Annotated in this window: 27 protein-coding genes, 1 tRNA gene, 1 pseudogene and 1 riboswitch; of the genes and pseudogenes, 18 read left to right on the top strand and 11 right to left on the bottom strand. The window is 67.8% G+C overall.

What is annotated here, in order from left to right:
* The first annotated feature begins 81 nt into the window (after positions 1 to 81).
* Entirely contained in the window at positions 82 to 1,557 is a 1,476-nt protein-coding gene (locus tag ACHMXB_RS20890) for an MFS transporter (protein WP_395401565.1), read from the top strand.
* Here the strand turns inward: ACHMXB_RS20890 and ACHMXB_RS20885 are convergent.
* Entirely contained in the window at positions 1,502 to 3,715 is a 2,214-nt protein-coding gene (locus ACHMXB_RS20885) for a RecQ family ATP-dependent DNA helicase (protein ID WP_395401563.1), read from the bottom strand. The two genes, ACHMXB_RS20890 and ACHMXB_RS20885, sit on opposite strands and share 56 nt — an antisense overlap.
* Positions 3,716 to 3,843: 128 nt before the next feature.
* On the opposite strand from ACHMXB_RS20885, the gene ACHMXB_RS20880 reads away from it, so the two are divergent.
* The 4 genes and pseudogenes from ACHMXB_RS20880 to ACHMXB_RS20865 form a co-directional block, all read left to right on the top strand.
* Positions 3,844 to 5,262: a phosphomannomutase/phosphoglucomutase gene (locus ACHMXB_RS20880; RefSeq protein ID WP_395401561.1), complete on the top strand. Its 1,419-nt coding sequence runs from the start codon at positions 3,844 to 3,846 to the stop codon at positions 5,260 to 5,262.
* A gap of 9 nt (positions 5,263 to 5,271) precedes the next feature.
* Positions 5,272 to 5,754: a hypothetical protein gene (locus ACHMXB_RS20875; protein WP_395401559.1), complete on the top strand. Its 483-nt coding sequence runs from the start codon at positions 5,272 to 5,274 to the stop codon at positions 5,752 to 5,754.
* A 101-nt stretch (positions 5,755 to 5,855) separates the two neighbouring features.
* On the top strand, positions 5,856 to 6,305 hold the full coding sequence (locus tag ACHMXB_RS20870) for an RrF2 family transcriptional regulator (RefSeq protein ID WP_395401558.1): 450 nt from the start codon (positions 5,856 to 5,858) through the stop codon (positions 6,303 to 6,305).
* A gap of 96 nt (positions 6,306 to 6,401) precedes the next feature.
* Positions 6,402 to 6,806, top strand: a pseudogene (locus tag ACHMXB_RS20865) (hemin transporter); the annotation flags it as partial.
* 141 nt (positions 6,807 to 6,947) lie between these two features.
* Here the strand turns inward: ACHMXB_RS20865 and ACHMXB_RS20860 are convergent.
* On the bottom strand, positions 6,948 to 8,774 hold the full coding sequence (locus ACHMXB_RS20860; protein WP_395401556.1) for a phosphoenolpyruvate carboxykinase (GTP): 1,827 nt from the start codon (positions 8,772 to 8,774) through the stop codon (positions 6,948 to 6,950).
* Positions 8,775 to 9,053: 279 nt separating this feature from the next.
* On the opposite strand from ACHMXB_RS20860, the gene ACHMXB_RS20855 reads away from it, so the two are divergent.
* Positions 9,054 to 9,127 (top strand) — tRNA-Arg (locus tag ACHMXB_RS20855).
* A 75-nt stretch (positions 9,128 to 9,202) separates the two neighbouring features.
* Here ACHMXB_RS20855 and ACHMXB_RS20850 read toward each other — a convergent pair.
* Positions 9,203 to 9,931 carry a FadR/GntR family transcriptional regulator gene (locus ACHMXB_RS20850; RefSeq protein WP_395401554.1) on the bottom strand — a complete coding sequence of 243 codons (729 nt, stop codon included), beginning with the start codon at positions 9,929 to 9,931 and terminating at the stop codon, positions 9,203 to 9,205.
* Positions 9,932 to 10,061: 130 nt separating this feature from the next.
* Here ACHMXB_RS20850 and ACHMXB_RS20845 point away from each other — a divergent pair, with 130 nt between their 5' ends.
* The 5 genes from ACHMXB_RS20845 to ACHMXB_RS20825 all read left to right on the top strand — a co-directional run bounded on the left by ACHMXB_RS20845 (position 10,062) and on the right by ACHMXB_RS20825 (position 15,804).
* Positions 10,062 to 11,519: a dihydrolipoyl dehydrogenase family protein gene (locus ACHMXB_RS20845; protein WP_395401552.1), complete on the top strand. Its 1,458-nt coding sequence runs from the start codon at positions 10,062 to 10,064 to the stop codon at positions 11,517 to 11,519.
* 67 nt (positions 11,520 to 11,586) lie between these two features.
* The gene (locus tag ACHMXB_RS20840) at positions 11,587 to 12,333 is read left to right on the top strand and encodes an ABC transporter ATP-binding protein (RefSeq protein WP_395401551.1); all 747 of its coding nucleotides are present in this window, start codon (positions 11,587 to 11,589) and stop codon (positions 12,331 to 12,333) included.
* Positions 12,330 to 14,366 (top strand): YhgE/Pip family protein, encoded by a 2,037-nt coding sequence (locus ACHMXB_RS20835; RefSeq protein WP_395401550.1) that lies wholly within the window; start codon positions 12,330 to 12,332, stop codon positions 14,364 to 14,366. The genes ACHMXB_RS20840 and ACHMXB_RS20835 overlap by 4 nt, the downstream gene beginning before the upstream one ends.
* Positions 14,363 to 15,013: a TetR/AcrR family transcriptional regulator gene (locus ACHMXB_RS20830; RefSeq protein ID WP_395401548.1), complete on the top strand. Its 651-nt coding sequence runs from the start codon at positions 14,363 to 14,365 to the stop codon at positions 15,011 to 15,013. Before ACHMXB_RS20835 ends, ACHMXB_RS20830 begins: the two co-directional genes overlap by 4 nt.
* 17 nt (positions 15,014 to 15,030) lie before the next feature.
* Positions 15,031 to 15,804: a hypothetical protein gene (locus ACHMXB_RS20825; RefSeq protein WP_395401546.1), complete on the top strand. Its 774-nt coding sequence runs from the start codon at positions 15,031 to 15,033 to the stop codon at positions 15,802 to 15,804.
* A gap of 51 nt (positions 15,805 to 15,855) precedes the next feature.
* Here ACHMXB_RS20825 and ACHMXB_RS20820 read toward each other — a convergent pair whose 3' ends face one another.
* From ACHMXB_RS20820 to ACHMXB_RS20805, 4 genes are all read right to left on the bottom strand, one after another.
* Positions 15,856 to 16,383 (bottom strand): SixA phosphatase family protein, encoded by a 528-nt coding sequence (locus tag ACHMXB_RS20820; protein ID WP_395401544.1) that lies wholly within the window; start codon positions 16,381 to 16,383, stop codon positions 15,856 to 15,858.
* A gap of 47 nt (positions 16,384 to 16,430) precedes the next feature.
* The gene (locus tag ACHMXB_RS20815) at positions 16,431 to 17,306 is read right to left on the bottom strand and encodes a winged helix-turn-helix domain-containing protein (RefSeq protein ID WP_395401542.1); all 876 of its coding nucleotides are present in this window, start codon (positions 17,304 to 17,306) and stop codon (positions 16,431 to 16,433) included.
* A 319-nt stretch (positions 17,307 to 17,625) separates the two neighbouring features.
* Positions 17,626 to 17,859: a hypothetical protein gene (locus ACHMXB_RS20810; RefSeq protein WP_395401540.1), complete on the bottom strand. Its 234-nt coding sequence runs from the start codon at positions 17,857 to 17,859 to the stop codon at positions 17,626 to 17,628.
* 65 nt (positions 17,860 to 17,924) lie between these two features.
* Positions 17,925 to 18,101 (bottom strand): hypothetical protein, encoded by a 177-nt coding sequence (locus ACHMXB_RS20805; protein WP_395401538.1) that lies wholly within the window; start codon positions 18,099 to 18,101, stop codon positions 17,925 to 17,927.
* A gap of 619 nt (positions 18,102 to 18,720) precedes the next feature.
* Here ACHMXB_RS20805 and ACHMXB_RS20800 point away from each other — a divergent pair.
* From ACHMXB_RS20800 to ACHMXB_RS20775, 6 genes are all read left to right on the top strand, one after another.
* Positions 18,721 to 19,461, top strand: a complete 741-nt coding sequence (locus ACHMXB_RS20800; protein WP_395401536.1) for a response regulator transcription factor — start codon at positions 18,721 to 18,723, stop codon at positions 19,459 to 19,461.
* 3 nt (positions 19,462 to 19,464) lie between these two features.
* The gene (locus ACHMXB_RS20795) at positions 19,465 to 21,078 is read left to right on the top strand and encodes an ATP-binding protein (RefSeq protein WP_395401534.1); all 1,614 of its coding nucleotides are present in this window, start codon (positions 19,465 to 19,467) and stop codon (positions 21,076 to 21,078) included.
* Between the two features lie 104 nt (positions 21,079 to 21,182).
* A riboswitch (cyclic di-AMP (ydaO/yuaA leader) is annotated at positions 21,183 to 21,338 on the top strand.
* Positions 21,339 to 21,341: 3 nt separating this feature from the next.
* Complete coding sequence (locus ACHMXB_RS20790) at positions 21,342 to 22,232, top strand: hypothetical protein (protein ID WP_395401532.1); 891 nt, start codon at positions 21,342 to 21,344, stop codon at positions 22,230 to 22,232.
* Positions 22,233 to 22,513: 281 nt separating this feature from the next.
* The gene (locus ACHMXB_RS20785; protein ID WP_395405399.1) at positions 22,514 to 22,651 is read left to right on the top strand and encodes a hypothetical protein; all 138 of its coding nucleotides are present in this window, start codon (positions 22,514 to 22,516) and stop codon (positions 22,649 to 22,651) included.
* Positions 22,652 to 22,665: 14 nt separating this feature from the next.
* A complete protein-coding gene (locus tag ACHMXB_RS20780) occupies positions 22,666 to 23,025 on the top strand; it encodes a glycosyltransferase (protein ID WP_395405387.1) in 360 nt (119 codons plus the stop codon).
* Positions 23,012 to 23,821 carry a hypothetical protein gene (locus ACHMXB_RS20775; RefSeq protein ID WP_395401530.1) on the top strand — a complete coding sequence of 270 codons (810 nt, stop codon included), beginning with the start codon at positions 23,012 to 23,014 and terminating at the stop codon, positions 23,819 to 23,821. Before ACHMXB_RS20780 ends, ACHMXB_RS20775 begins: the two co-directional genes overlap by 14 nt.
* Here ACHMXB_RS20775 and ACHMXB_RS20770 read toward each other — a convergent pair.
* From ACHMXB_RS20770 to ACHMXB_RS20755, 4 genes are all read right to left on the bottom strand, one after another.
* The gene (locus ACHMXB_RS20770; RefSeq protein ID WP_395401528.1) at positions 23,752 to 24,432 is read right to left on the bottom strand and encodes an HAD-IA family hydrolase; all 681 of its coding nucleotides are present in this window, start codon (positions 24,430 to 24,432) and stop codon (positions 23,752 to 23,754) included. The two genes, ACHMXB_RS20775 and ACHMXB_RS20770, sit on opposite strands and share 70 nt — an antisense overlap.
* 46 nt (positions 24,433 to 24,478) lie before the next feature.
* The gene (locus ACHMXB_RS20765; RefSeq protein WP_395401526.1) at positions 24,479 to 24,856 is read right to left on the bottom strand and encodes a VOC family protein; all 378 of its coding nucleotides are present in this window, start codon (positions 24,854 to 24,856) and stop codon (positions 24,479 to 24,481) included.
* A gap of 80 nt (positions 24,857 to 24,936) precedes the next feature.
* A complete protein-coding gene (gene upp / locus ACHMXB_RS20760; protein ID WP_395401524.1) occupies positions 24,937 to 25,572 on the bottom strand; it encodes a uracil phosphoribosyltransferase in 636 nt (211 codons plus the stop codon).
* A 12-nt stretch (positions 25,573 to 25,584) separates the two neighbouring features.
* Positions 25,585 to 26,418: a phosphatase PAP2 family protein gene (locus ACHMXB_RS20755; RefSeq protein ID WP_395401522.1), complete on the bottom strand. Its 834-nt coding sequence runs from the start codon at positions 26,416 to 26,418 to the stop codon at positions 25,585 to 25,587.
* Between the two features lie 60 nt (positions 26,419 to 26,478).
* On the opposite strand from ACHMXB_RS20755, the gene ACHMXB_RS20750 reads away from it, so the two are divergent.
* Positions 26,479 to 26,985: a nucleoside deaminase gene (locus tag ACHMXB_RS20750; protein WP_395401520.1), complete on the top strand. Its 507-nt coding sequence runs from the start codon at positions 26,479 to 26,481 to the stop codon at positions 26,983 to 26,985.
* Positions 26,986 to 26,988: the final 3 nt, after the last annotated feature.

The raw sequence follows: 26,988 nt of genomic DNA, 5'->3' as shown, positions 1-26,988 counted from the left end.
TCCTGCCGTTGCGGCCGATGCGGCCGTCCGAGTGCCGGACGGCGAAGGCGATAAGCCGCATGCCGGTGTCAGGATGATTGCATGAACAAGCTTTCTTCCAGTGAGGCCTGGAGCCCCAGGCTGGCCCTGCTGGTGGCGGCCACGTTCTTCATGGAGTTCCTCGACGGGACGGTCCTGACCACCGCCATCCCGAGCATCGCCGGGGACTTCGGGGTGCCGTCCGCCAGCGTGAACATCACCATGACCGCCTACCTGATGACAGTGGCCATGGGTATCCCGCTGAGCGGCTGGCTGGCGGAGCGCCTCGGGGCCCGGCGGATTTTTTGCCTGGCCATCGCTGTCTTTACCCTGGCGTCGCTGCTGTGCGCCGCCAGCCAGGACCTCACGGTGCTGACCGTCAGCCGCGTCCTGCAGGGCCTGGGCGGGGCGATGATGGTTCCGGTCGGTACGCTGCTGGTGCTTCGCGGGACACCAAAGTCGGATCTGCTGCGTGCCACCGCCTACCTCGTCTGGCCGGGGCTGCTGGCGCCGGTCCTCGCACCACTTGTGGGCGGTGCCCTGACCACCTACCTGTCCTGGCACTGGATCTTCCTGATCAATTTGCCGCTCGGCGCCGCGGCCTTCCTCGCCGCCCTGCGCCTGGTTCCCGCCGTTCCCGGCGACCGTACCCGCCGGCTGGACTGGCTTGGACTTGCCCTCACGACAGCCGGCGTAGGCGCTCTGGTGGCGGGCCTTGAATTGGCCAGCGGCCATCCCGGCGGCGTGTGGACCTGGCCCAGCATCCTGGCCGGGGCTCTCGCGCTGGCGGGGGCGGTCTTCTGGATGCGACGCGCAGCCCACCCGTTGTTCGACCTGACGGTGTTCGGCACCCGCACCTTCCGGGCCACCAACTTGGGCGGCTTCATCTACCGGCTGACCATCAGTGCCGTGCCGTTCCTGTTGCCGCTGATGTTCCAGAACGGATTCGGATGGAGCCCCCTGCATGCGGGCATCATGGTGGCCGCCGTGTTCATCGGGAACATCGGCATCAAACCCGCCACGACGCCGCTCATCAGGCGCTTCGGGTTCAAGCCGGTGCTCGTGTTCGCTTCCCTGGCGTCGGCTGCGACTTTCGCCATCTGCGCGATGCTGACCCCGGCCACACCGGAACCGCTGGTGTTCGCGCTCCTGGTGTTTAGCGGGGCGTTCCGTTCGATCGGCTTCTCCGCGTACGCATCTGTCCAGTACGCAGACATCGTGCCGGGGCAGCTGACGTCGGCCAATGCCGTCTCGGCGACGCTTGTGCAGCTGGCCACGGGGGCCGGCATCGCGGTGGGCGCCCTGCTGCTGCGCCTCTTCGAATCGGACTCGCTGCTCTCGTCCGGGTTTGGCGCCATCTTGTCAGCCGGGCCGGACGGCGGCGGCGTGGCCGCCTACCGTGGCGCGTTCCTGTCGATTGCTGTGCTGATGCTCCTCAGCACCGCCGACAGCCTAATGCTGCACCGGCACGCGGGGGCCGAGGTCAGCCGGCCTGGGCCAGTGCCAGCGGAAGCACCGCGCCCGCACCGGCCCGCCTGAGCGCGCGTCCCGCGACCGTGACGGTCCAGCGGCTGTCCACGAGGTCGTCGATGAGCATCACGCTGCCGCCGCCGAGGCCAGCGAGCTCTGCCGCCAGTGACTCCCCCACCACGAGACGGTCCCACGCACCGGCCAGCCGGTAGGCGCTGTTGCCGCCGCGTCCGCCGGTGGGCCCGCCGTGCTCGAGCTGCAGCTGGCCGATGTACGGGATGCGGCCGATCTGGGAGATGCCACGGGCCAGGGAGTCCACGAGTTCGGGCCTGCTGCGCGAGGGCATGCAGACGATCGCCGCCGGCCTGCCTGCGCCGCTCCAGCCCGGAATCCGGGAATCACCGGTGCTCCATTCGCGGAGCACCTGGACACAGGCCTGCAGCATGCCGGGATCGACAGCTCGGTCCGGGGCCCCGGCCGCGAAGAGTTCGCGCAACGCCCCGCCCCAGCCCAGGTCCGTCAGTCTCGCGAGGACCCGGCCGTCCGCGACGTTTTCGTCAGGTTTGATCTTGCCCTTCACCGGCACCCCGAGGCGGTCCATTCCGCTGGGCCACTGGAGCCGCGACTCCAGCACAATGCCCGCACGGCTGAGGGTCTGCCCGGCAGCCTCCGTGGCGGTGGAGGCGACCTCCGAGGGGAACCACCTCCCTGCACAGTTGTCGCAGCGGCCGCAGGCAGCAGCGGTCTCATCGTCCAGAACGGAGGTGATGTACTCCATCCGGCACCCGGCGGTGTCCTGGTAGATGACCATGGAGTCCTGCTCGTCCACCCGGGCCTCCGCGATGCGGCGGTACCGTTCGGCGTCGTACGTCCAGGGCATCCCGGTGGAGCGCCAGCCGCCGCCCACCCGTTCCACTGCGCCGTCCACGGCGAGGACCTTCAGCAGGAGTTCCAGGGGCGTCCGGCGCAGGTCCACCCGGGCCTCCAAAGCCACGGTGGACACGGCCGAACCGGCTTCCGCCAGCGCGGTCAGCACAGCGGCGGCCTTCTCCTCGGAGGGCATGGAGGCCGTGGCGAAGTACTGCCAGATTTCGCGGTCCTCGGACCCTGGCAGGAGAAGGACGTCCGCATTGGCGGCGCCACGGCCCGCCCTGCCCACCTGCTGGTAGTAGGCAACCGGGGACGATGGTGCGCCGAGGTGCACCACGAAACCGAGGTCCGGCTTGTCGAAGCCCATCCCCAGCGCGGACGTCGCCACCAGTGCCTTGACCTGGTTGTCCTTGAGGAGCTGCTCCGCCCGCTCCCGGTCTGCCGGGTCCGTGCGGCCGGTATAGGCCAGTACCTCGTGGCCCGCCTCCGCAAGCAGCCTGGCGGTGTCCTCGGCGGCGGAGACCGTCAGGGTGTAGATGATCCCGCTGCCCTGCAGATCGGCCAGGTGCGTCAGAAGCCAGCCCAGACGCTCGCGGGAGTCGGGCAGTGCCAGGACACCGAGCCGCAGCGACTCCCTGCCCAATGCGCCACGGATGGTCAGCACGCCGTCGCCCAACTGTTCCTCGATATCGTGGACCACCCTGGAGTTGGCAGTGGCTGTGGTGGCCAGTACGGGCACGGTGTCCGGCAGCTCGGCGATGAGGTCGGCAATGCGGCGGTAGTCCGGCCGGAAGTCGTGGCCCCAGTCTGAGATGCAGTGGGCCTCGTCGATCACCAGCAGCCCCGTGCGCCGGATGAGTTCCGGCAGCTGGTTCTCGCGGAACGAAGGGTTGGTGAGCCGCTCGGGGGACACCAGCAGGACGTCCGCCTGGTCGGCAGCAAGCTGCTCCCGCACCGTGTCCCACTCCAGCTGGTTGGCGGAGTTAATGGCCACGGCCCGGACACCTGCCCGGGCAGCGGCGGCCACCTGGTCCCGCATCAGGGCCAGCAGCGGCGATACGATCAGAGTGGGTCCCGCCCCGCGCCGCCGGAGCAGCAGGGACGCCACGAAGTAAACGGCGGACTTTCCCCAGCCTGTCCGCTGCACCACGAGGGTCCGGCGGCCGCCGTCGACCAGCGCCTCTATGGCCTCGAACTGGCCGTCGTGGAAGTCGGCATCCGGCCGGCCTACCAGCTCGCGCAGCACCGACAGGGCCTGACCCCGGGTCCCAGTGACCGCGTCCTGGTCCCTACCGGCGCCGGTACCGGAGGGGCCGGGGGCAGAAGCAAGGACAGGAGCGTGCTGGTTATTTGCCATTGATTCAGTATCCCAGCCGCCTCTGACACACCAAACCCAGCGCACCCGCCATGTGGACAACAGTCGGCGCGCGCTTCTGTGACTTCCCCTTCACAGGCCGCCGCGCGCGTGCCCGTAAGATAAGTGCCGTGACTAGCGACCAGACCCGTACTTTTGACCTTTCGGCCTCGTTCAAGGCGTATGACGTCCGCGGCATCGTGGGCGAATCCATCACCGCTGAAATCGTCGAAGCCGTAGGCGCTGCGTTCGTTGACGTGCTTGGCCTTGAGGGACAGACAGTCCTGGTCGGCGGTGACATGCGCCCGTCCTCCCCCGAGTTCAGCAAGGCGTTCGCCAGCGGTGCCGCCACGCGGGGAGCCAACGTCCAGCTGCTCGACCTGATCTCCACGGACGAGCTGTACTACGCGTGCGGAGCCTTGAACGCGGCAGGCGCCACGTTCACCGCAAGCCACAATCCCGCCGCATACAACGGCATCAAGATGGCCAAGGCCGGCGCCGTCCCCATCTCCTCCGAAACCGGCCTCAAGGAGATCCAGGCACTCGCCGAGCAGTACCTGAACACGGGCTCCATCCCCGCTGCCGAAACGCGGGGCCAGATCGGTGTCCGGGATGTGCTGAAGGACTACGCCGAGTACCTGCGCACGCTGGTTGACCTCTCCGGCTCGCGCCCCCTCAAGGTGGTGGTGGACGCCGGCAACGGCATGGCCGGACTCACCACGCCCGCCGTCCTGGGCGATACGCTGCTGCCGAAGCTGCCCTTCGAAATCGTTCCGCTCTACTTCGAACTGGACGGCTCCTTCCCGAACCACCCGGCCAACCCCCTGGAGCCGGAAAACCTGCGCGACCTGCAGGCCGCCGTCGTCGAACACGGCGCGGACATCGGCCTGGCGTTCGACGGCGACGCCGACCGCTGCTTCGTCATCGACGAAAAGGGCGAAGCGGTCTCGCCGTCGGCGATCACCGGCATGGTGGCCCGCCGCGAAATCGCCCGCGCGAAGGCGCAGGGCGAGGCAAACCCCACCATCATCCACAACCTCCTGACCTCCCGCGCGGTGCCGGAACTCGTCGCCGAAGACGGCGGCCGCGCTGTACGCACCCGGGTGGGCCACTCCTTCATCAAGGCCGTCATGGCAGAGGAGGGCGCCATCTTCGGCGGGGAGCACTCGGCCCACTTCTACTTCCGTGACTTCTGGAACGCAGACACCGGCATGCTTGCCGCCATGCACGTGCTGGCCGCACTGGGTGAACAGGACGGCCCGCTTTCTGAGCTGGGCCGGGAGTACGAACCGTACGTTTCCTCCGGCGAAATCAACTCGGAAATCGAAGACAAGGCCGGCGCTGTGGAGCGCGTCCGGGCCGATTTCGAGACCGAGGACGTGGCGGTGGACCACCTGGACGGCAGCACCTTCACCGCCGCCGACGGCAGCTTCTGGTTCAACCTGCGCCCCTCCAACACCGAACCGTACCTGCGGCTGAACGCCGAAGCCACGGACCGTGCCACGATGGAGCGGGTGCGCGACCGCGTGCTGGCCCTGGTCCGCAGCTAGGACGGCCCCGTGGCATCACCCGATTCGACCCCGGCCCAGTCATCGTGGCGCGCATCCGTGCCGGAGTCCACGGCCAGCGATCTGGAAAACCTACTGGGCACCGGGATGGCGGCGGCGCAGGAGCAGCTTGAGCGCAGCGGCGGGTTCCTGCCGTTCGCCCTCGTGGTGGAGAACGACGGCGACGTCCGCCTCGTCGCTGTTTCGCCGGCAGGTCCGGAGGCCGACGGGGACAGCGAGTTCGACGCCGACGCGATGATCCGCGACATCACGGAACTTTTGCGCCAGCACCGGGACGAGTTCCGTGCCGCCGCCATCGTCTGCGACATCACCCTGGTAGAGGAGGACTCGGACGCCATCCACGTGGCCACCGAGCACCGGGACGGCGCGGTGTTCGCAGCCGTCCTGCCGTACACCCCCACGTCCAAGGGCAGCGAGTGGGAGTTCGGCGACCTTGCCGCCGACTCCAACGAGCCTGTCATTTGGGCGGACTAGACCGGGCGAAACGGCGGTTTTAGCCGGTCAGCCGGCGTGCACAGCCACCCTGTGCGGGCCGGACGGAACGTCAATTTGCCCAGGTCATTTAGGCTAGAAGCATGAAAATCAATGCCTTCGCGGACGTCAGCCTGCGCGCCCTCATGGTGCTCGCTGCCGCGCCCGAGGGCGGCCTGCTCACTACCCAGAACGTCGCGGACGCCGTCAAAACCCCGTACAACCACGTCAGCAAGGCGGTGGCGAAGCTGCGAATGCTCGGGCTGATTGACGTGGAGCGCGGCCGCAACGGGGGCTCGAGGCTCAGCGCAGCCGGCCGCCGAGTGACCGTCGGCCAGGTCCTGCGGGAGCTGGACACCCGTGAGGACGCCGCCGAGTGCATCGGCCCGGCCGGCAGCTGCCCCCTCATCAACGAGTGCCGGCTCCGCGGCGCCCTGGCGCTGGCCCGCGAGGCCTTTTACCGCGAGCTCGACGGCGTCGTGGTGGCCGACCTGCCCACCTCACGGCAGATGACACCGGTTTTCGAGGCCATCGGACTGCGCCCCGGCGCCTGAACCGGCCGCCTGCGCGCCCTTTCCCTGGCTCCCCAGGTGCTCCCTTCTCCATTTGGAAAATCACTTCTACGGCGTGTAGAAATAGACGTGTAGATATTGAAGGACGGCGACGGCCCTGTGGTTCTCGCTTCCGCGGGTATCGGCTGCACGCCCACCGCCTCGATCCTCCGTTCCCTCGCCGAAACCGGCTCCGACCGTCAGGTGCTGGTCCTTCACGCCGAGAGCACCCTGGACAGCTGGGCGTTGCGCTCCCAGATGACGGACGACGTCGAGCGCCTCGACGGCGCCGACCTCCAGCTCTGGCTGGAGGAACCGGAGGCGGGGACGAAGTCCGGCTTCATGTCCCTGCGCGAGGTGGACCTGCCCGCCAACGCGTCGCTGTACCTGTGCGGCCCGCTGCCGTTCATGAAAAACATCCGCAACGAGGCCATCGAGGCAGGCATCCCCGCAACACGGATCCACTACGAGGTCTTCGGCCCGGACATCTGGCTGGCCTCCTAGCCCTTCCGGCCGGGGAGTTTTTGTCCACTTGGCACGACTTTAGGGGCGTATAGCGCCCATTACCTGGACAAGAACTCCAGAACGGACGACGGCGGCCCCGCACCTTTGAAGAAAAAGGTGCGGGGCCGCCGTCGTACTGGTCTAGGCCAGGCGGGCCTTCAGGCCGTCGAGCTCCTGCTGGAGCGCTGCGGGCAGCGAATCGCCGAAGTTGGCGAACCACTCCTCGATCGAGGCGAGCTCGGTCTTCCACTCGTCGGGGTCGACGCGGACGGCGTCCTCAACCTCAGCGGGGGTCATGTCGAGTCCGTCAAGGTCAATGGCGTCGCCGGTCGGGACGAAGCCGATGGGGGTCTCCACGGCGTCGGCCTTACCTTCGAGCCGCTCGATGGCCCACTTCAGGACACGCGCGTTGTCCCCGAACCCGGGCCAGGCGAAGCCACCCTCAGCCGTGCGGCGGAACCAGTTCACCAGGAAAATCTTGGGCAGGCGCTCCGGGTTGGCCTTGGCGGACAGGTTGACCCAGTGGTTCAGGTAGTCGCCGGCGTCGTAGCCGATGAACGGAAGCATGGCCATGGGGTCGCGGCGAACCACGCCCACGGCACCGGCCGCAGCAGCGGTGGTCTCGGACGACAGGGTGGAGCCCATGAAGATGCCGTTGGTCCAGTCACGGGCCTCGGTGACCAGCGGGATGGTGGTCTTGCGGCGGCCGCCGAACAGGATGGCGGACAGTTCCACACCGTTCGGGCTGTGGTACTCCTCAGCCAGCATGTCGATCTGGTCGATCGGGGTGCAGAAGCGCGAGTTCGGGTGGGCTGCCGGCTTGGCGGACTCGGGGGTCCAGGAGTTGCCCTGCCAGTCGGTGAGGTGCGCCGGGGTTTCCTCCGTCATGCCCTCCCACCAGACGCCGCCGTCGTCGGTCAGCGCAACGTTGGTGAAGATGCTGTTGCCCTTGGCGATGGCCCGCATGGCGTTCGGGTTGGTGCCCCAGCCGGTGCCGGGGGCCACGCCGAACAGGCCGGCCTCGGGGTTGACGGCGCGGAGCTCGCCTTCCTTGCCGAACCGCATCCAGGTGATGTCGTCGCCGAGAGTCTCGACCTTCCAGCCCTTGATGGTGGGGTCCAGGAGGGCAAGGTTGGTCTTGCCGCAGGCGGACGGGAAGGCAGCCGAGACGTAGTACGTCTTCTGCTCCGGCGAGGTGAGCTTGAGGATGAGCATGTGCTCGGCAAGCCAGCCCTCGTCGTGGGCCATGACCGAGGCGATGCGCAGGGCGTAGCACTTCTTGCCCAGCAGCGCGTTTCCGCCGTAGCCGGAGCCGAAGGACCAGATGGAGCGCTCTTCGGGGAAGTGCACGATCCACTTGTCCGGGTTGCAGGGCCACGGGACGTCTGCCTGGCCGGCTTCCAGCGGAGCGCCCAGGGAGTGCAGAGCCGGAACGAAGAAGGCGTTTGTTTCGGTGATCCGGTTCAGGACGTCCGTGCCGATGCGGGCCATGATGCGCATGGAAGCAACAACGTAGGCGGAGTCGGTGATCTCGACGCCGAACTTGGGATCCTCGGCGTCGAGGTGGCCCATGACGAACGGGATGACGTACATAGTGCGGCCGCGCATGGAGCCGGAGAACAGCCCGCGCAGCTTCTCCTTCATCTCCGCCGGGGCCATCCAGTTGTTGGTGAAGCCTGCGTCGTGCTCCTTCTCGGAGCAGATGAACGTCTGCTCTTCAACGCGGGCCACGTCAGCGGGGTCCGAGAAGGCAGCGAAGGAGTTGGGGAACAGGTCCTGGTTCAACCGCTTCAGGGTGCCGGCCGCGACGAGTTCGTCGGTGAGGCGGGTGTTTTCTTCCTCGGAGCCGTCGACCCAATGAATCCGGTCCGGCTGGGTGAGCCCAGCGACCTCTTCAACCCAGGCCAGCAGACCGGCATGGGTGGTGGGTGCTTTCTCAAGCAGCGGCAGTCGCGCCAAGTGGGCCATTGCAGTTCCCTTCCTCGGGTTCAGTGGTGTGTGCTAAATGCTATTTCTGATGATCTGGACCAATTCGCGGTCAGACGTCGGATGTCCTGCCCCCCCGGACTCAACTTCCGCGGAAATTCAAGGAATTTGGATTTAGAAAAGTCGAAATTAGTGACGAAGGTCACATAGACCGGTCTAGTTGTGTAAATTACATGGTCCTCGATTTGGAACTGCGGGCGTCCTCGCGTAAAGTTATTCGAGGTTCGGGGCGAGCGAATAACTCGCCGGGAACCGGAAGATGCGCCCATAGCTCAGCTGGATAGAGCGTCTGTCTACGGAACAGAAGGTCAGGGGTTCGAATCCCTTTGGGCGCACGAGAGAAGGTCCGCACCGGGAAACCGGTGCGGACCTTCTGCGTTAAGCATCGGACTGGTCCGGAACCGGGGCTCCTATTCCGCAACCGCCTCGCGTATCCGCTCGCGGAACCCCTCGAAGTGGTGCGTCAGCTCGCGGGCTGCCCGGGCTTTGTCCCCGGCAGCCACGGCCGAGTAGATGTTCCGGTGCACTGCAGCGAGTGCTGGCAGATCCTCCACACCGGGTCCAACCTCGGTATAGATCTTGCGGTACACCTTCCAGAAGACGCCCAGCAGGTTTAGCAGGAGTTCATTGTTAAGGGGTTCAAAGAGCCTGCGGTGGAACTCCGCATCGGCTTCCACAAAGGCTTCCCCCGCGTCCGCGCGCTCCTCCATGCGGATCACGGACTCCTCGATGGCGCCGAGCTGTTCGTCCGTCATCTCGTCCATTGCGCTGCCGATGAGCCCCGCCTCCAGCGCGTGGCGGACGTCCACGAGCTGCCGCGCTTCCAGGCCGTGGTGCCGCAGCGAGAGGCGGCCGCGGAAGATCAGGCCGTCGGCGAGGGATTCGAAATTGCTGGGTGCAACGAACATGCCGAAGCCGTGGCGGATCTCAATGACCCCCAGCGCCTGCAGGACCTTCAGCGACTCCCGCAGGGTGTTCCGGCCCACGCCGAGGGCGAGGCACAGCTCGTTTTCGGTGGGAAGGGCGTCGCCGGGCTCCAGTTCACGGTCCAGGATGAGCTCCATGATGTCGGACTGCAGGGCGCGCAGGCGGGCCTGGGCGCCCAAGCGGGCCGGCGGAACCACGTGGGAGGGCTGCATGGAAGGCTCCTTTGCGCTGTCCGTACTTTTCCTCACCGTAGCGGATGTCCCATGTCCCCAGAATGGCGGGGTCCATTGTTACGGCAGCGCCTGCGGAAATCCGTGGCGGGCGTGGGCGTAGGCTTTTGCCATGCCACGTCTTGTTGAACGGGAATTCGATGTCATTGTGATCGGCGCCGGCGCGGCGGGGGAAAATGCCGCGGACCGGGTGGTGCAGGGCGGCCTGACGGCGGTGCTGGTGGAAGCCGAACTGGTGGGCGGCGAATGCTCCTACTGGGCGTGCATGCCATCGAAGGCACTGCTGCGACCGGGCACCGCACTGCACGGGGCCCAGTCAGTTCCAGGTGCCAGCGAGGCCGTGACCGGAACGCTGGACGCGGGAGCGGTCCTCAAGCGGCGGGACTCCTTCACGTCCCACTGGCAGGATGCCAGCCAGGTGGAATGGGTGGAGGGCGTAGGCATCGAGCTGATCCGCGGCCGGGCACGCATCACCGGCGAGCGGGCGGTGGGAGTCGCTGGGCTGGACGGCGACGATTACGCACTCAAGGCGCGTCACGCCGTCGTGCTTGCCAACGGCTCCACGCCCAACCGGCCGCCCGTCGACGGGCTGTCCGACGTTGAATACTGGGGCACGCGCGAAGCGACCTCGGCGAAGGAGGTCCCCGGACGGCTTGGCGTGCTGGGCGGCGGCGTCGCCGGCACGGAGCTTGCCCAGGTCTTTGCCCGCCTCGGGTCCACGGTCACGCTGGTGGCGCGCAGCGGGCTGCTGCGCAACTTTCCCGCTGAAGCCGCGGAACTGGTGGCCGCCGGACTGCGGGCTGACGGCGTGGAACTCCGGCTCGACACCAAGACCCGCAGCGTCCACAGGAATTCGGACGGTTCCCTGACGCTCACGCTCGACGGCGGCGACACCGTCACGGTGGACCAGCTGCTGGTCTCGACCGGCCGGCGGCCCGCACTGGAGGGGCTGGGGCTGGAGAACGTGGGGCTGTCCGCCAGCGACGGCAAGCCACTGACCGTCCGTACCGACCCGACCGGCCTGGTGGCGGAGGCGTCGGGCAACGACGGCGGCCCCTGGCTGTACGCGGTGGGCGACGCGGCGGGCAAAGTGCTGCTGACCCACCAGGGCAAGTATGAGGCCCGGGCCACCGGCGCAGCCATTGCCGCCAGGGCAAAGGGCGAGCTGCGAGGGGAGCCTGAGCCGTGGAGCCGGTACGCGCAGACAGCCGACGAACACGCCATTCCCAACGTGGTGTTTACCGACCCCGAGCTGGCCAACGTCGGCAGGTCGCTGGAGCAGGCCCGCAAGGACGGCTACAACGCCTCATCGGTGGAGCTGCCCATCGAAGTGGCCGGCTCCTCGCTGCATGCCCGGAACTACAAGGGCTGGGCGCAGCTGGTGGTGGACGAGGACCGCAAGGTGCTCCTCGGCGCGACCTTCGCGGGGCCCGACGTCGCCGAACTCCTGCACGCGGCGACGATCGCCGTCGTCGGGGAAGTCCCGCTGGACCGGCTCTGGCACGCAGTCCCCTCCTACCCCACCATTAGCGAGGTCTGGCTGCGGCTGCTGGAAAAGTACGGGCTCTGATCTCTATTTGAACTGACTAGTCAGTTCGGTTAGCCTTGACGCAGACAACTTCTGCGAAAGGCTTCCTTTGCTCTGCGCACGACAGCTCAGCGTGAAAGGCCGGCGGCTGGACCTCCTGCCGCCGACTTCCCTCCAGGTGGCCCGCGGCGAACTGCTGCTGGTGACCGGCGACCGACAGGACCAGCGGACGGCCCTCGCGCTTGTCCTGAGCGGCCGGATGAAGCCCGACGGCGGCGCTGCCACCTGGGACGGCACGGCAGGGGTGAGGCCGCTGCGGCGCGCCAGCGCCCTGGTGGACTCCCCCGGCGTCAACGAACCCGAGCAGCACCTGAGCGTCGCTGACCTGGTGACCGAGGATCTGGCCCTGGTCCCCCGCCGTTACCGTGGCGCCCTGCGCAGCAAGCCGTGGCTGAAGGTCAACCGCTTCGAGGACGTCGCCGGCTTGTGGACGGAGCAGCTCCCGCCGGCGCGGCGGACCGAGCTCCTCACCGCGCTGGCCCTTTCCAACCCCGGCACGGACCTCCTCGTGGTGGACTCCCCCGACCGGCACGGCGCCGATTCCGCCCACTGGCTGCCGCGGCTCACGGAGTTGGCGTACGACGGCGGCCGGCCCCTCGCCGTCGTCGCAACCGTTACGTCCCTCCCGGACGGCTGGACCGGACCGTCCGCGGAAATCGGCAATGCGGCCCGCCGTCCCTCCGAGGGGAGTTTTTGTCCAGATAATGGCTCCAAAACGCCCCCGAAGTCCGAATATATGGACAAAAACTCCAGCCTGACAGGTGGCTCGGGCGTGACGGACGAGGTTGACAAGTGACTGTCCTGCGGCTGGCGCGCTCCGAACTCAAGCGCATGACCGGCGGGCTGCTGCCCAAGCTGACCATCCTGGCCCTCACCCTCGTGCCGCTGCTCTATGGCGCCGTGTACCTCTACGCCAACTGGAATCCGTACGGCAACCTCGACCGGATCGACGCGGCGCTCGTGGTGGAGGACGCCGGGGCGGCCACCGGCAATGGGACCCGGCTGGAGGCCGGGCAGAAGGTGGCGGACAGCCTCCTCGCCGGGCACGTGTTCAACTGGCAGACGGTCCGGTCTGCCGCGGAGGCGGACCAGGGCGTCAGCGACGGGAAGTACGCCTTCGCCCTCAGGATCCCCAAGGACTTCTCCGCCAATCTCGCCTCGCCGGGCAGCTTCGACTCGGCGGCCCAGGCCATGCTCAACGTCACCACGAACGACGCCAACAACTACCTGCTGAGCACTATCGTGGACAAGCTGACCACTGCCGTCCATGCGTCGGTGGCCAAGGAGGTAGGCGCGGAGACGGCCAACCAGCTCCTCACCGGGTTCGGCACCATCCACACCCAGATGGTGAAGGCGGCCGACGGCGCTACCCAACTGGCCGACGGCGTCACCCGGCTGCACGACGGTACCGTCACCCTGCATGAAGGAACCGGGAAGCTGGAAACCGGGGCCGCCGACCTTTACAACGGCCAGGTCAGGCTGCGCGACGGGGCCAACGAGCTCTCGGCCGGCGCCGGACAGCTGAGCGGTGGGCTGGCGGAGTTGCGCGACAGGACGGCCGGGCTTCCGGCGGATTCGCAGCGCCTCGCTGACGGTGCCGCGCAGGTTGCGGCCGGAAACGCGGCGCTGAACAGCAAGGTGCAGGACGCCGTCGGGCAGCTCGGGGCTGCTGAAACCAGCCTCCGCGGCCGGCTGCAGGAGTCCAACAGCAAGCTGGTGGCCGCGGGCGTCCTGACCCAGGACCAGGCGGACAAGGTGCTCGCGGAAGTTGATTCCGCGGCTGCCTCCGGCCCGGTCAGTGACGCCAAAGCGAAGATCGAGGCAGACGCTGCGCAGATTCAGCAGCTTTCCGACGGATCAGCTGCGGTCAGTACCGGCGCGGCCCGGCTGGCCGCCGCCGCCCCAGCGCTGACCGGCGGCATCTCAACCGCGTCTGCCGGGGCAGACCGGCTGGCGGCTGGCGCCTCGACGCTGGCAACCGGAGAGCAGACGGCGGTGGACGGTTCCGCCGCCCTCGTGGCAGGCACCGAGAAGCTCGACGACGGTGCGGCGCAACTCGAGAGCGGAGCGGGCACCGCCGCGGCCGGAGCCGGGAAACTGGCTGAGGGGCTGTCCCAGGGAGCGGGCAAGGTCCCCCACCCCGATGACTCGCAGAAGAGCAGCCTCTCGGCCGTGATGTCCGACCCCGTGGCCGTCAGCAACGTCTCGCAGGCAAAGGCCGGCTCCTACGGTGCAGGACTGGCCCCCTTCTTCATGACCCTGGCCCTGTGGATCGGCATCTTCATGCTGGTCCAGGCCATGCGGCCCATCACCCAGCGTGCCCTGGCCTCCAACGCGCCGGCCTGGAAGATCGCCGTCGGGGGCTGGCTTCCGTTCCTGGCGGTGTCTGCCGTGCAGGCGAGCCTGCTCACCGTCGTCGTCAATGTGGGTCTTGGACTGCATCCTGCCCATCCGTGGCTGATGTGGCTGTTCCTGCTGGCTGCCGCCATGGCGTTCAGCGCCGTCATCCAGGGCGTGGTGGCGCTGCTCGGTTCGCCGGGGAAGCTGGCGGTGCTCATCCTGCTCGTGCTGCAGCTGGTCTCCTCGGGCGGCACCTTCCCGTGGCAGACCACGCCGGAGCCGCTGCACGCCGTCCACCGGGTCCTGCCCATGGGTTACGTGGTGGATGGCATGCGGCACCTGGTCTACGGGGCGGACCTGTCCCTGATCCCATCCACCGTGGCGGGGCTGTTTGGCTACACTTTGCTGGGGATGGCACTTTCGACGCTGGCCGTCCGCAAGAACAAGTTCTGGACAGTCAAGACCCTGAAACCGGAGATCGCCGTATGAGCACGCTGGAGGCGGACCAGGAACCCGCTGCACCGAGGAAGCTCCGCCCCGGCCGGACCAACGCCACGAAGCAGAAGCTGTTCGAGGCATCCATGGACCTGATCGGGGAACGCGGCGCATCCGGTGTGACGGTGGACGAGATCGCCGCTGCGGCCGGCGTGTCCAAGGGGACCGTCTACTACAACTTCGGCAGCAAGTCCGACCTGATCGCCCAGCTCCTGCGGCACGGCGTCGACATCCTCGAGGCCAGGTTGCTCAGCGTGGCGGGCGGCACCGCGGACCCCTTGGCCGGCATGGAGGCGATGATCGGCCAGGCCATGGACTTCATGGCCGAGTATCCGTCCTTCGCCAGGCTGTGGGTGGGCGAGCAGTGGCGCACGCCGAGCGAATGGCAGGACACCTTCGTCGAACTCCGGACCCGGCTGCTGCAGGTGATCGGCACGGCAATCGAAAGCGTTGCTGCGCAGTACCCTGTGGACGCCACCATTTCCCGGGGAAGCCTGGAAGCGGCCGTGTTTGGCGCCTGCTTCGTGGTAGGGCTGGACCGCCAGACATACAACCCCGAACGGAGCCGTGACCAAAGCGTTGCAGCCATCATGACAATCATGCGCGGCTACGTGCTGAAGGGGCCCGATCCTCAGGGATGATTGGTCCCATGCGTCACATGGGTAACAGCGGAAAATCAGCGATCGGTGCGTTTGCCGCGGCGGCAGGCCTGCTGGTGCTGACGTCCATCACGCTCGAAGAAGTAGCGCTGGTTGCATTTCTGGGCGCCGTGGCCGTGGGGTACGTGGCGTCCGTGGCGGAAGCCTTCGCCCGCCACCGTTACCTGGCCCTGCTGGCGGGCGGGATTGGAACCAGCCTGTTCATCGGGTGCAGCATCGCCTTCCTGCGCATGTGGGGACTCGCCTTCAACCAGGATGCTGCCGCCTTGGGCCAGGCCGTGACCACCCGGGATTCGGACATCTACTTCTACCTTGCGGCGGCCTCGGGATGCCTGACGCTGCTGGTGCTGTTCTGCGCGGCGGTCTGGCCGTCCCGGAGGCGGCTGCAGCGGAATGCACCCACACGCCCCGCTGGCATGTCCAAGCCGCGGGGCGCAGGCCCAGCCCGGGGCGCGGGCCCGGCACGCACAGGTACCGGCCGCGCGGCAGGGTCCGGGCGGGCGGCAGGGTCCGGGCGGGCGGCAGGATCCGGACCCACGGCCAAGTCCGGGACGTCCGGCGCCAACGGGAGGCCGGCTGCGACGGCAACGGCCCGGGCTGCCGGAGCACCGGCCCGACCGGCAGCGAGGCTTCCCGCGGGCGCCCGGCAGCCAGCGCAGCGCCCTGCTCAGCAGAAACCCGCCCAGCAGAAACCGGTTCAGCAGCCAGCCCCGCGGAAAGCAGCCCAACGAACGCCAGCCCAGCGGTCCGACGGACGGGCGCCCCGCCTCTGATACAGCGGCAACGCGCGATCCGCTGCAAGCTCTCCGCGGCAGCGCGTGCGGCTAGTGAGCGCGCGGAACCTTGAAGTGCGTGAGCTTGGCATCCTGGCCATCCAGCTCCGCCCAGGGCTTCTCTGTCTCCAGCACGGTCAGCCCGCTCGTGGGAAACCGCGTCGCGGCATCCATGTAGGCGTCGTGATTGGAATTCCGCGACGCCAGGTGCATGGCCAGGTCCTGGACGCCGGGCATGTGGGAGATCACCATCAGCGTGGTCACGGTGTCCGGCACGTGGTTGATGACGGCAAGCATGCGCAGCGCAGAGGCGCCGTAGAGCCCGTCCTCAAGTTTCGGCGTCGGAGCCTTATCACCGAGTTCACTGCACACCCAGGTGCACGTCTGCCGAGTTCGCAGAGCGCTGGAGCACAGGATGAAGTCCGGGACGATGTTGTGCTTGAGCAGCCATTTGCCCGCAAGGGGGGCCTCGCGGTGGCCACGCTCCTCCAGGGGACGCTCGTGGTCCGCCACCCCGCCCGGCCAGTCGGCTTTGGCGTGGCGCATAAGGACCAGCCGCTTCTTATGGTGCGCACTCATGGCCCAAGCCTATCGCCAGCCGCCCGAGCCGGTCGGGCAAAGCCTGACTAGATCGAGTACTCCGGAGCGGCCCAGACAACGACCTCCGGGTGCTCGTAGAAGCGGTAGCCCTGGCCACGGACTGTACGCACGGTGTTGGCCAGGCGGCCGAGCTTGGAGCGCAGGCGGCGGATGTGGACATCGATGGTGCGCTCGTTCGGCACTTCTTCGGCGTTCCGCCACAGACCCTCGAGCAGTTCGTCGCGGCCCACGGTGCGGGTGCCGTTTTCCACGAGGTAGTTGAGTAGTTCGAATTCCTTGAACGTCAGGTTCAGGGACTCGCCGTCGAGGTGCACCTCGCGGCGGGCGAGGTCGATCAGGACACCCGACGGGCGGGGATCCTGGGCCGGCTGCACGCGGGCGGTCTCGGTGCGCTGCCGGGCATTGACGGTGGGGTCACCGAAGGTGGAACGGACGACGTCGAGCGCCGAACCGGGGGCGCTGGACGGCGCCACAGCGACGGCGGCGTAGCTCTCGGCTCCGGTAACCAGCGACTGGGCATAAGCCCGGATCTCCTGGGCAAGCTTGGCAATCGAGGTGCCGGCGGCAGCCGCGGTTTCCTCGTCAATTCCCATGTACAGGACGAATCCGCGGGCAACGTTTTCATTGGGTACGGCGCGGACCGGCGCGGCGGCGGCCGGGGCCACAAGAGGCGTGGGCGCGGTGAGCGGCGCGGCTTCGTCAGCCTGGACGGCGCGCAGCTGGCCGTAGGAGTTCGGGTTGTAGCCCTGGGGTGCGTAACCCGGAGCGGCGGGAACACTGTTTGCCTGGCCAGCCGGGGCGAAGGCGGGGCGGGCGCCGAATCCCTGCCGCAGGCCCGACGCCTGACCAGCTTTGTTGGCGTTACGGACTGAGATGTGGACGTATCCGGATGCAACTGACATGAATGCTTACCTCAATGTGAATGGCCGTCATCGCGGCTCGAATGCTCGGGTCCCCGCAATGATTTTGGGGAGGGGCGCCCTACGCTGGGCTGGGGGCGAATGCCTAAAAACTTCGTGGGGTGGTGAAAGTTAGGCGTGCATTCGACAACAGCGCATGTCGGCAGCAGCTGGTGTGCTGGGCCAATGTTGTTCTGCGGCTGCAGGTGCTGTTGAGTTCTTGTTCACATTTGAAAGTGTGCAACGTAACAATGAAAACTTGCAAGTAACAATGGACGGTACTGTCCGCATGCTGAGACAAACGGCTCGATTGTGTGATAACTCACAGTTTTGTCGTTGGCTGATTTTTCGATTTATTTTCCTGAACGGACGGTCGGAAAGCAGCTCCTGCGGAATCTTCTTCGATTTTTCCAATAAAACTCGCTGAATATTCAATGACATTCGAGATGCCGAAAACCCGCAGCCGCGATTCGCTGGTTGTCCAGCTATGACGCGCTCCCGAGGAAGATTTTTCCGCCGAGCGCGGGTTGGGGCCGTGGTCAAATTTCGTCAGCACGACGGCGGGACGCCCGGTTCGTCTGGGCGCCGCGCCCTCCCCCTTCCATCCGCTCGCCGATGCAATTAGCTGGACTGGCCGGTGCCGCTGGCTCCTCCTGACTGCGTGTTTCCGCCCGATCCGGTGCTTCCGCCGGACTGTGTGGTGCCGCTCACCTGCACGCTCTCCGCCGGAGATGCCGAGCCGTCCTTGCCTGCCACAATCCGCACAGCGGCTCCGGAAACGATGTCGGCCGCTGTCATGAACGGTGGCTCCGGCGTCAGCGGCCAGATCCGTGGCCGCTCCGGCCACGACCAGCCCGCGCTTCATGGTCCAGGGCTTGCTGCCGGCCCTACCCCCGCCGGCGGCCGACGGCTGGGCCGGGCCCGTACCCCAGCCCGCGTACGGGGCCGGAGAGTTAGGGGCCCGAGAGTTGGGATCGTCTGCCTGGGCGGCAGAGTTCGATACAGCGTGCCGTGCGGTATTCGGGGCGGCGCTTCCCGCGGAGAACGTGCCCAGGGAGGTCACCGGCTCAGTGTCGGGTTCCGCAGGTCCGGCAGGGCCGGCCCCGGAATCGGCATCCCTGCCGGCCGCCGGCCCTGGCTGGTATGAGTACCCATCCGGCTGCGGCACCGGAGGCAGGGGCGTGGTTTCTGGAACAGGTGCGTGCTGCTGTCCGCTCATTGCGTTTCTCCTTAGGGGTGCGGAAGTGTCCGTGCCAGACTGGAAAGCCTTTCTGTGTTTGGCCTGTGCCGCGCAAGAGCCATGCCTGTGACCTGAAAAATGCGTAGGCGGTGCCTTTCAGCTCGCTAGGCTGGGATTCACAGCCGGCGCACAGGGTTGCCAAAGCGGCGGCTAAACACTAGGACGGAGAGTTGTCCCATGGCCACTTCGCACTCCATGACCAACAACCTTCCCCAGCTGACCCACCCGGACGGATCCCCCATCCGCGCCCTAGTGGTCGACGACGAGCCGAGCCTCTCAGAACTCATGAGTATGGGCCTGCGCATGGCCGGCTGGTCGGTGGCCATCGCTGCCGACGGCCCGGAGGCCGTGAAGCTCGCCAAGGAGTTCCGCCCGGATGTTCTGGTGCTTGATGTGATGCTTCCCGGGTTCGACGGCGTTGAGCTCCTGGGCAGGATCCGCGCTTTCGCGCCGGAGGTCCCGGCCCTGTTCCTCACCGCCAAGGATGCGGTGCAGGACCGCATCGTGGGCCTCGCCGCGGGCGGCGACGACTACGTCACCAAGCCGTTCAGCATGGAGGAAGTCCTGCTGCGCCTGCACCGGCTGGTTCAGCGCTCCGGCGTCGCCGCCATGGACTCCGCCGAGCTGGTGGTGGGCGACCTCGTCCTGAACCTCGACACACACGAAGTCACCCGCGCCGGCGACGAGCTGCAGCTGACAGCCACCCAGTTCGAGCTCCTGCGCTACCTCATGGAGAACCCCAAACGCGTGGTCAGCAAGGCCCAGATCCTGGACCGGGTGTGGAACTACGACTTTGGCGGCCAGGCCAACATCGTCGAACTGTACATCTCCTACCTGCGCAAAAAGGTGGATGCCGTGCACCCGCCGATGATCCACACGGTCCGCGGCGCGGGCTACGTCATCAAGCCGGCAGAGTAGGCCGTGGCAAACCATTCCGGTGCAGTCCGTACCCAGCGCCGAAGCTGGCTGAAGCCGGACACCTGGCACCTCCGCACGCGCCTGGTCCTCGTTGCCATGGCGCTTCTGGTGGCCATTTGCGGCGCGATCGGCCTGTTCAGCTACGCCTCGATGGACTCCTATTTGACCCAGCAGCTGGACAAGCAGCTCTCGGATGCGGCCCACCGCTCCAGCGAGTTCGGCCGGCCACCGCAGGGCAACCCGGGCACCAAGCCCGACCCGCTGGGCGCCCGCGGCCAGCGGGTCGGCACCGTGACGGCGCGGATCGAGGACGGCACCGTCATCAGCGCAGGTTTCATTGCCACCGACGCCACCCTCGCCTCACTGTCGGCCGCGGACGACCAGGTCCTCCTGGGGCTCCGCCGCGACGGCGTGCCGGTTGAACGCACGCTGTCCTCAGGCACCTACCGCCTGGTCGCAGCCCAGGCGCCCTACGGGGACGTGATCGTCACCGGGCTCCCCCTCGCGGAAAAGCAGAACACCCTGACGTCGCTGGTGTGGACCATCACCATCGTCTCGTTGGGCGGCCTCGTGCTGATCGGCCTGGCCGGGACGGTGCTCATCCGCCGCACCATGAAACCGCTGGAGCAGCTCTCCGAGGTGGCCACCCAGGTGTCGCGTCTGCCGCTCGACGCCGGTGAGGTGGCACTCGCCGTCCGCGTCCCGCCGTCGAACGCCCATCCCGGGACCGAAGTGGGCAGCGTGGGTCACGCCCTGAACCAGATGCTGGACAACGTGTCCAACGCATTGGAGGCGCGGCAGGAAAGCGAAATGAAGGTGCGGCAGTTCGTGGCGGACGCCTCCCACGAGCTCCGCACGCCGCTCACGGCCATCCGCGGCTACACGGAACTGATGCGCATGACCGAAAAATTCACTCCGGACGGCCAGCGGTCCCTGGCACGCGTGCAGAGCCAGTCGGAACGCATGACGGCCCTGGTGGAGGACCTCCTGCTGCTGGCCCGGCTCGACGACGGGCAGCCCCTCAAGCTCAGCGACGTGGACCTTACGCAGCTCGTGATTGAGACCGTAAGCGACGAAAAAGTCATGGCACCGGACCGGGCGTGGCACCTCGACCTTCCCGAGGAACCGGTGTCGGTTCGGGGCGACGCATCGCAGCTGCACCAGGTGCTGGTCAACCTGCTCTCGAATGCGCGCAAGCACACCCCGCCCGGCACCACGGTGACCACCGGGGTCATGCGCTCGGCGGACGGCAGCGCTGTGATTACTGTCACGGACGACGGCGCCGGCATCCCGCCCGAATTCGTGGACAAGGTCTTCGCGCGTTTCGCCCGCGCAGACGCGTCACGCGCCACCCCCGCGCAGGCTTCCGTTGCGCCTGCCTCGGCGCCAGCGAAGGGTTCTGCTGCCGGCGGCATAGCCGCGCAAACGGCCCTCCGTACCGCGGATTCGCAGGGTGAACCGGGGGTTGCGTCGGCCGAGGGAACCAGCGGCTTGGGCCTGTCGATCGTGCAGTCCATCGTGGAGGGGCACGGCGGCACGGTGGAGGTCACGTCCCGGCCTGGCCGGACGGAATTTGCCGTCCGGCTGCCCACGCAAGGCGCCGCGCCGTCGTCGTGATGCCCGTTACCTAAATGTGACTTAACCAGAAGCCTCCTGTACGGTCGATAGAGTGCGGCCGCTACTAGAGCCGCATCTCCGGATTGACGCCCAGCTCTGCCGCTTCCCGGATTCCGCTAGTTCAGGCAGAGGCGGGGGAACCAGAGTCCCGGGCTTTCCGCATCAGCCCTTGGGGTGAAGCCGACACGTGAATTTTCCGTGCGGCCGGATGACCTCATCCGAACCCGACAGCTAACTCCGCAGGTGTTGAGAGGCAATCAACCATGTCTGAATTCAAGGCACAGGCGCGCCCTGATCGCGCCTCCCAGCAGTCTGACCGCAAGATTTCCCGTCACCGTGCAGAGCCGGTTCGGCCTGCGACGGGGTGGGGCCGCTTGACCGCTAGCCTTCCGTCCTTCGGGCGCCGGGCAGCGGTCCTGACCACTGCCGCAGCCGTGCTCGTTGGCGTCGGCGCCGCAGGCCAGGCGGCCGACCAGGCTGCGCCTTCCGCCGCCCCGACGGCAGCTGCGACTGCCGACGCCGGGGAGACCCTGAGCTTCGACAAGACGCTCATATCCGCCCTCCCGGCCCCGTCCGCGGCAGCGCTCTCAGCCCAGTCCTCGGACCAGGCCGCCACCAAGGCCGCCGCCGACAAGGCCGCCGCTGCCAAGAAAGCTGCGGCAGCCAAGGCCGCCGCTGCCAAGAATGCCGCCGCAGAGGCTGCCGCCGTCAAGGCCGCCGCTGCCAAGAATGCCGCCGCTGCCAACGCGGCCGCGGTAGCCAAGGCGAACGCTGCCGCTGCCAAGGCCGCCGCCGCGAAGACGGCCGCCGCTGCCAAGGCCAAGGCCGCTGCCCCTGTTGCCCTGAATGATCCGGCCGGCGCCCAGGCGTACGCGGCCAGCAAGCTGGGGTCCTTCGGCTGGGCTGCAGACCAGATGCAGTGCCTGAAGCGGCTCTGGACCAAGGAATCGGAGTGGCGCACGACGGCCACCAACGCGAGCAGCGGCGCCTACGGCATCGTCCAGTCACTGCCCGCCGAGAAGATGGCGACCGCCGGGGCGGACTACCGCACCAACTACCGCACCCAGATCAACTGGGGCCTGGACTACATCAAGGAGCGCTACGACTCCCCGTGTGGCGCGCTGAACTGGCACCTCGCCCACAACTGGTACTGAGCGTTACCGCGGCCAAGCCGGCCGATGACGAGCATTTCTGCACCGCTTTAGCGTGACCCCCTAGGTGCCGAGGGCCCCGGATCCGCAAGGATTCGGGGTCCTTCTGCGTCCCCGCTCTTCCTGCCGCAGGCGAAGTGGTGCAGAAATGCAGGGGTCGGCGTCCACCACGCAGCGGCAGCAACGGCTGGTGTGCTGCGGCCGGCGAGCGCCGGGGTCACTTCCACAACCCCCGCACAGCTTGGCCCTGAAACCCTCATAACAGCGGCGGCCACTGTTGAGGCATGACGATCACTGACCAGGACTCCGGAACCCGGCCGCACCACCGTTGCGCCTACAACCGCACGCGCAACATGGAGCCGGCGCGGCCGGACACGCCCCCGCGCACACCCTCGGCAGGCAGGCGCGGCGGTCGCCCGTAGACACCGCAACCGCGGTGCCGGTCCTGGACGTGACCATCCCGGTCTACAACGAGGAACGCGACCTGGAGGAATGCCTGCGCCGGCTCCACGCCTACCTGCGCGGCACGTTCCCGCACTCGTTCCGCATCACCGTCGCGGACAACGCCAGCACGGACGGAACGCTGAAGGCGGCCGAACGCCGTACTACATGGTGGCCCTGGCACCGGGAATCGCGGGCCTCGCGGGTCTGGGCGGCCCGCTGCTCTGGCAGCGGCGTTCCCTGCCGGCCGCGGCGGTGCCGCTCGCCGCAGCGGTGGCAGCCGCCGGCGCCATGGCCTTTCAACTGCTGGGCCGCTCGCCCGCCTACGTCCCGTGGCTCCGGTGGGCGGTACTGATCTTCGCGCTGCTGGCGGTGGTCCTGCTGCTGGTCCCGCTCGCACCGGGCGGCGGCGTGGGCAAGGCTGTGCAACGCACGACGGCGGCTGCCGGGTCGCGGCGGCCCTCGCCGCACCGCTGGCCTACTCGCTGACCACCGCGGCGACTGCCCATTCCGGCGCTATTGTCAGCGCCGGGCCGGCCGCGACCGGAGCCCGCGGCAACCTGGCCGGGCTGGGCAACTTTGCCCGGCAGGGCAACCTGGCGGGACCGGGCACGGCAGCACCGGGCGCGCTTGCGAATCCGGGCACTGCCACTCCCGGCGGCGCCAATCCAGGCACACGGACACAGGGCGGCTTCGGCGGCGGCGGTGGAGTGGGCGGCCTTCTGGGCACCAGCACGCCGTCGGACGCCTTAGTGACAGCGCTGCAAACGGACGCGGCAAACTACACCTGGGCCGCCGCCGTCGTGGGATCCAACAACGCGGCCGGTTACCAGCTTGCCGCCGAGCTGCCGGTCATGGCGGTGGGAGGCTTCAACGGAACGGATCCCGCACCCACGCTGGAGGAGTTCCAGCGGCTCGTGGCGGACGGCAAGATCCACTACTTCATCGGCGGAAGCATGATGCAGGGTGAAACCGGGTCCGACGCGGCGGCGCGCAACTCGGAGTGGGTGGCGGCCAACCTTCCAGGCCGAAACCATCGGCGGCGCCACGGTGTACGACCTGTCCTGACGGATGATGCTGGCTACAGCCGCAGGGAGATCGCCGCGCGCCCGTCCTCGCCGGTTTCCACCAAGGCGGTAACGGCAGTGTAGTCCGGGATGTGCAGCACGCCGTCGGGAAGGACGCCGGTGTTCGGGCCCACCGCGACGGTCCGGATGCCGGCGGCGACTCCCGCCGCGATGCCCGCAGGGGCGTCCTCGAACACCACCGCCTCCGAGGGGTGTGCCCCGAGCAGGGACGCGCCGAGCAGGTAGCCCTCGGGGTGCGGCTTGCCGCGGGACACGTCCCCGGACGTGACAACCGCTGCCGGCATCTCCACCCCTGCCGCCGCCATCCGGACGGTGGCGAGGTCCCGCGATGCCGAGGTCACCAATGCCACGGCGTCGGCTGGCAGGGACTCGAGCAGCTGCCGCGCACCCGGCACTGCGACGATGCCGTCGGTCTCGGTCAGCTCCATTTGTCCCAGTTCGGCGGCCAGGGCATGGATGTCGGCCCCCTCCGGAGCGAAGCGGCGGACAGTATCCAGCGCCTGTACTCCGTGGGAGGTGCGGAGGATTTCCGCGATATCCAGGCCGTAGCGTCCGGCGAACTCGGTCCACACACGCTCCACGATGGCAGTGGAATCCACCAGGGTGCCGTCCATGTCGAAGAGGACGGCGCGGGCTGTCAGCGTGACGGTGGCGGATTGGGCAGGAAGGCTCATGGCTTCCATCCTGCCTCATCCGGTGTGCCAACGCGTTTTTCGGAACTCAGCCGTTCGGTCGGTTGGGGAGGTACTGCACCGCCCATTTATTGCCGTCGGGGTCCGCGAAGTAGACGAAATGGCCCCAGTCCTGGATGTCCACGTCGCTGACGTCCACACCGTTCGTTTTGAGCTGGTCATGGGCCTTGTTGATGTCGCTAACCACCAGCTGCAAGCTGGGCGCCGTGCCCGGAGGAGCGTCGTTCAGGCCCTCGCCGATGGCGATCGAGCAGCCCGAACCGGGCGGGGTCAACTGGACGAAGCGGAGCCCGTCCATGGGCCGTTCGTCGTAGTCGGCGTTAAATCCGACCTTGTTGACGTAGAAATCCTTGGCGCGGTCCACATCGGAGACGGGTACGAAGACGAGTTCAAGTTTCCAGTCCATGGTGCACAGGCTAACCGGGGCGCCCTGCGCTCCGGAAGACCTCCGGCGCAGGGGTCTTGGCCGAACCCTGCGGGCAGGGCCTACCCGGCGATGCCGTAGAGCCGGTCGCCGGCGTCGCCCAGGCCCGGCACGATGTAGGCCTTCTCGTTCAGCTTCTCGTCGATGGAGGCGAGGACGATGGTGACGTTGGCGTCCTTGAGCTCCTCCTCCAGCTTGGCCAGGCCCTCCGGAGCGGCCAGCAGGCAGATGCAGGTGACATCGGCGGCGCCGCGCTTGAACAGGAACTTGATGGCCTCACGCAGTGTTCCGCCGGTGGCGAGCATGGGGTCCAGCACGAAGACCTGGCGCCCGGAAAGGTCATCCGGCAGCCGCTCCGCGTAGGTGATGATGTCCAGGGTTTCCTCGTCGCGGGCCATGCCCAGGAAACCCACCTCGGCGGTGGGGACCAGCTTGGTCATGCCCTCGAGCATGCCCAGTCCGGCGCGCAGGATGGGAACCACCAGCGGGGTGGGTTTGGTGAACGCTGTGCCCACGGTGGTGGCGACCGGGGTTTCGATGGTGACCGGCTGGGTGCGGACGTCGCGTGTGGCCTCGTAGGCGAGGAGCGTGACCAGCTCCTCGGTGAGCTCGCGGAAGACCGGCGAGGGGGTGTTCTTATCCCGCAGGACGGTGAGCTTGTGGGCGACCAGCGGATGGTCCACGACGAGTGTGCGCATGGGTCAAAACTATCACCCGGGGCTTGGCTCCCCGCCCCGGTTTGCGGCTCCTCCCCCGGCGTCGGGAGTCCCCTGCAGGCGCTCCTTCTGTTCGGCTTTGCTGTCCTTGAGGTGGGCCGGGTGCTCGAACGTGGGCGCTGGGCCTGCGTGCTCCCGCCGGCGGATGACATGGAACAGCCGGTGGGCCAGGATCACCACGGCAACCCAGGCGCCACCGATCAGCCAGGCGGCCATCACGTCTGTCAGCCAGTGGTGGCCGAGGAACACGCGGCTCAGTCCCATGGCGATGATGAACGCGGCCCCCGCGATGATCACGCACGTCCGTGCCGAGGTCTTCCGGAACTGCAGGCACACCAGGTACACCACGATGCTGATCACCACGGTGGTGTTCAACGTGTGCCCGCTGGGAAACGACGGCGAGAATTCGAACGGCGGAACGGCGTCGAGATGGTCGGGACGGGTGCGGCCCAGCAGGGTCTTGCCCACGCTGGTGGCGGTGACGGAGACCGCCGCGGCGCCGCCCACCAGGATGAGCGGCCGCCAGCTGCGACTGACATAGATCAGCCAGGCCACGAGGATGCTCGCCAGGATGGGCATGCCGATGCCCCCGCCAATGTTCGTGAAGGCCGTAACGGCCGAGTCGAGTCCGGGACTCCGGTACTCCTTGGCCAGCTGGAGGGCGGGTTTGTCCAGTCCCGAGACGCCGTCCTGGTCCACGACGCTGTTGTACACCTCAGCGCTGAGGAGCGTCAGGACCACCACCAGGAAGCCGCCGATGATCAGGGTGATCCACAGGGCCGCGTAGGGCCCGAGCCACCTGCCGTACCGCTCAGTCAGGGACTTCATCGTTACTCCCGGCGCTTGCGTTGTCCGATGCTAAGTATCCTTCGAAACTATCATTGACCCATGGCCCCGGCAGATCCGCAACACCTGGAATGGATGGGCCTTGCCCTCGAAGAAGCCCGGCGGGCCCTGGCTACCGAGGATGTGCCGATTGGCGCCGTCGTGATCGGTCCGGACGGAACGGTCCTGGGTACCGGACGCAACGAGCGCGAGGTCCTCGGGGACCCCACCGCGCACGCCGAGGTGGTGGCCATAAGAGAGGCCGCAGCCCGGCTGCGTGACCGTGCGGCGCTCGAGGGCGGCAGCGGCGACGGGTGGCGGCTGGAGGACTGCACGCTGGTGGTGACCCTGGAACCGTGCGCCATGTGCGCCGGCGCGATCGTTCTCGCGCGGATCCACCGTGTGGTGTTCGGGGCCTGGGATGAGAAGGCCGGGGCGGCGGGTTCCGTGTTCGACATTTTGCGCGAGCGCCGCCTGAACCATTGGGTGCAGGTCTACGCCGGCGTGCAGGAAGAGGAATGCGGCATGCTGCTGCGGCAGTTTTTCGCGGCGCACCGCACCGGCAATTAACTG

Source organism: Arthrobacter sp. UC242_113, assembly GCF_044054585.1.
In the GTDB taxonomy this organism is placed as follows: Bacteria; Actinomycetota; Actinomycetes; order Actinomycetales; family Micrococcaceae; genus Arthrobacter.
The sequence above is the reverse complement of the archived record's forward strand: the minus strand, read 5'-3'. Positions and strand labels throughout refer to the sequence as shown.

Bases quoted from the DNA above. Each gene is read 5' to 3' on its own strand.
- ACHMXB_RS20890 (WP_395401565.1), top strand. From the start codon at position 82: ATGAACAAGCTTTCTTCCAGTGAGGCCTGGAGCCCCAGGCTGGCCCTG.
- ACHMXB_RS20885 (WP_395401563.1), bottom strand. From the start codon at position 3,715: ATGGCAAATAACCAGCACGCTCCTGTCCTTGCTTCTGCCCCCGGCCCC.
- ACHMXB_RS20870 (WP_395401558.1), top strand. From the start codon at position 5,856: ATGAAAATCAATGCCTTCGCGGACGTCAGCCTGCGCGCCCTCATGGTG.
- ACHMXB_RS20860 (WP_395401556.1), bottom strand. From the start codon at position 8,774: ATGGCCCACTTGGCGCGACTGCCGCTGCTTGAGAAAGCACCCACCACC.
- ACHMXB_RS20850 (WP_395401554.1), bottom strand. From the start codon at position 9,931: ATGCAGCCCTCCCACGTGGTTCCGCCGGCCCGCTTGGGCGCCCAGGCC.
- ACHMXB_RS20845 (WP_395401552.1), top strand. From the start codon at position 10,062: ATGCCACGTCTTGTTGAACGGGAATTCGATGTCATTGTGATCGGCGCC.
- ACHMXB_RS20830 (WP_395401548.1), top strand. From the start codon at position 14,363: ATGAGCACGCTGGAGGCGGACCAGGAACCCGCTGCACCGAGGAAGCTC.
- ACHMXB_RS20825 (WP_395401546.1), top strand. From the start codon at position 15,031: ATGGGTAACAGCGGAAAATCAGCGATCGGTGCGTTTGCCGCGGCGGCA.
- ACHMXB_RS20820 (WP_395401544.1), bottom strand. From the start codon at position 16,383: ATGAGTGCGCACCATAAGAAGCGGCTGGTCCTTATGCGCCACGCCAAA.
- ACHMXB_RS20815 (WP_395401542.1), bottom strand. From the start codon at position 17,306: ATGTCAGTTGCATCCGGATACGTCCACATCTCAGTCCGTAACGCCAAC.
- ACHMXB_RS20805 (WP_395401538.1), bottom strand. From the start codon at position 18,101: ATGACAGCGGCCGACATCGTTTCCGGAGCCGCTGTGCGGATTGTGGCA.
- ACHMXB_RS20800 (WP_395401536.1), top strand. From the start codon at position 18,721: ATGGCCACTTCGCACTCCATGACCAACAACCTTCCCCAGCTGACCCAC.
- ACHMXB_RS20790 (WP_395401532.1), top strand. From the start codon at position 21,342: ATGTCTGAATTCAAGGCACAGGCGCGCCCTGATCGCGCCTCCCAGCAG.
- ACHMXB_RS20785 (WP_395405399.1), top strand. From the start codon at position 22,514: ATGACGATCACTGACCAGGACTCCGGAACCCGGCCGCACCACCGTTGC.
- ACHMXB_RS20770 (WP_395401528.1), bottom strand. From the start codon at position 24,432: ATGAGCCTTCCTGCCCAATCCGCCACCGTCACGCTGACAGCCCGCGCC.
- ACHMXB_RS20765 (WP_395401526.1), bottom strand. From the start codon at position 24,856: ATGGACTGGAAACTTGAACTCGTCTTCGTACCCGTCTCCGATGTGGAC.
- upp (WP_395401524.1), bottom strand. From the start codon at position 25,572: ATGCGCACACTCGTCGTGGACCATCCGCTGGTCGCCCACAAGCTCACC.
- ACHMXB_RS20755 (WP_395401522.1), bottom strand. From the start codon at position 26,418: ATGAAGTCCCTGACTGAGCGGTACGGCAGGTGGCTCGGGCCCTACGCG.
- ACHMXB_RS20750 (WP_395401520.1), top strand. From the start codon at position 26,479: ATGGCCCCGGCAGATCCGCAACACCTGGAATGGATGGGCCTTGCCCTC.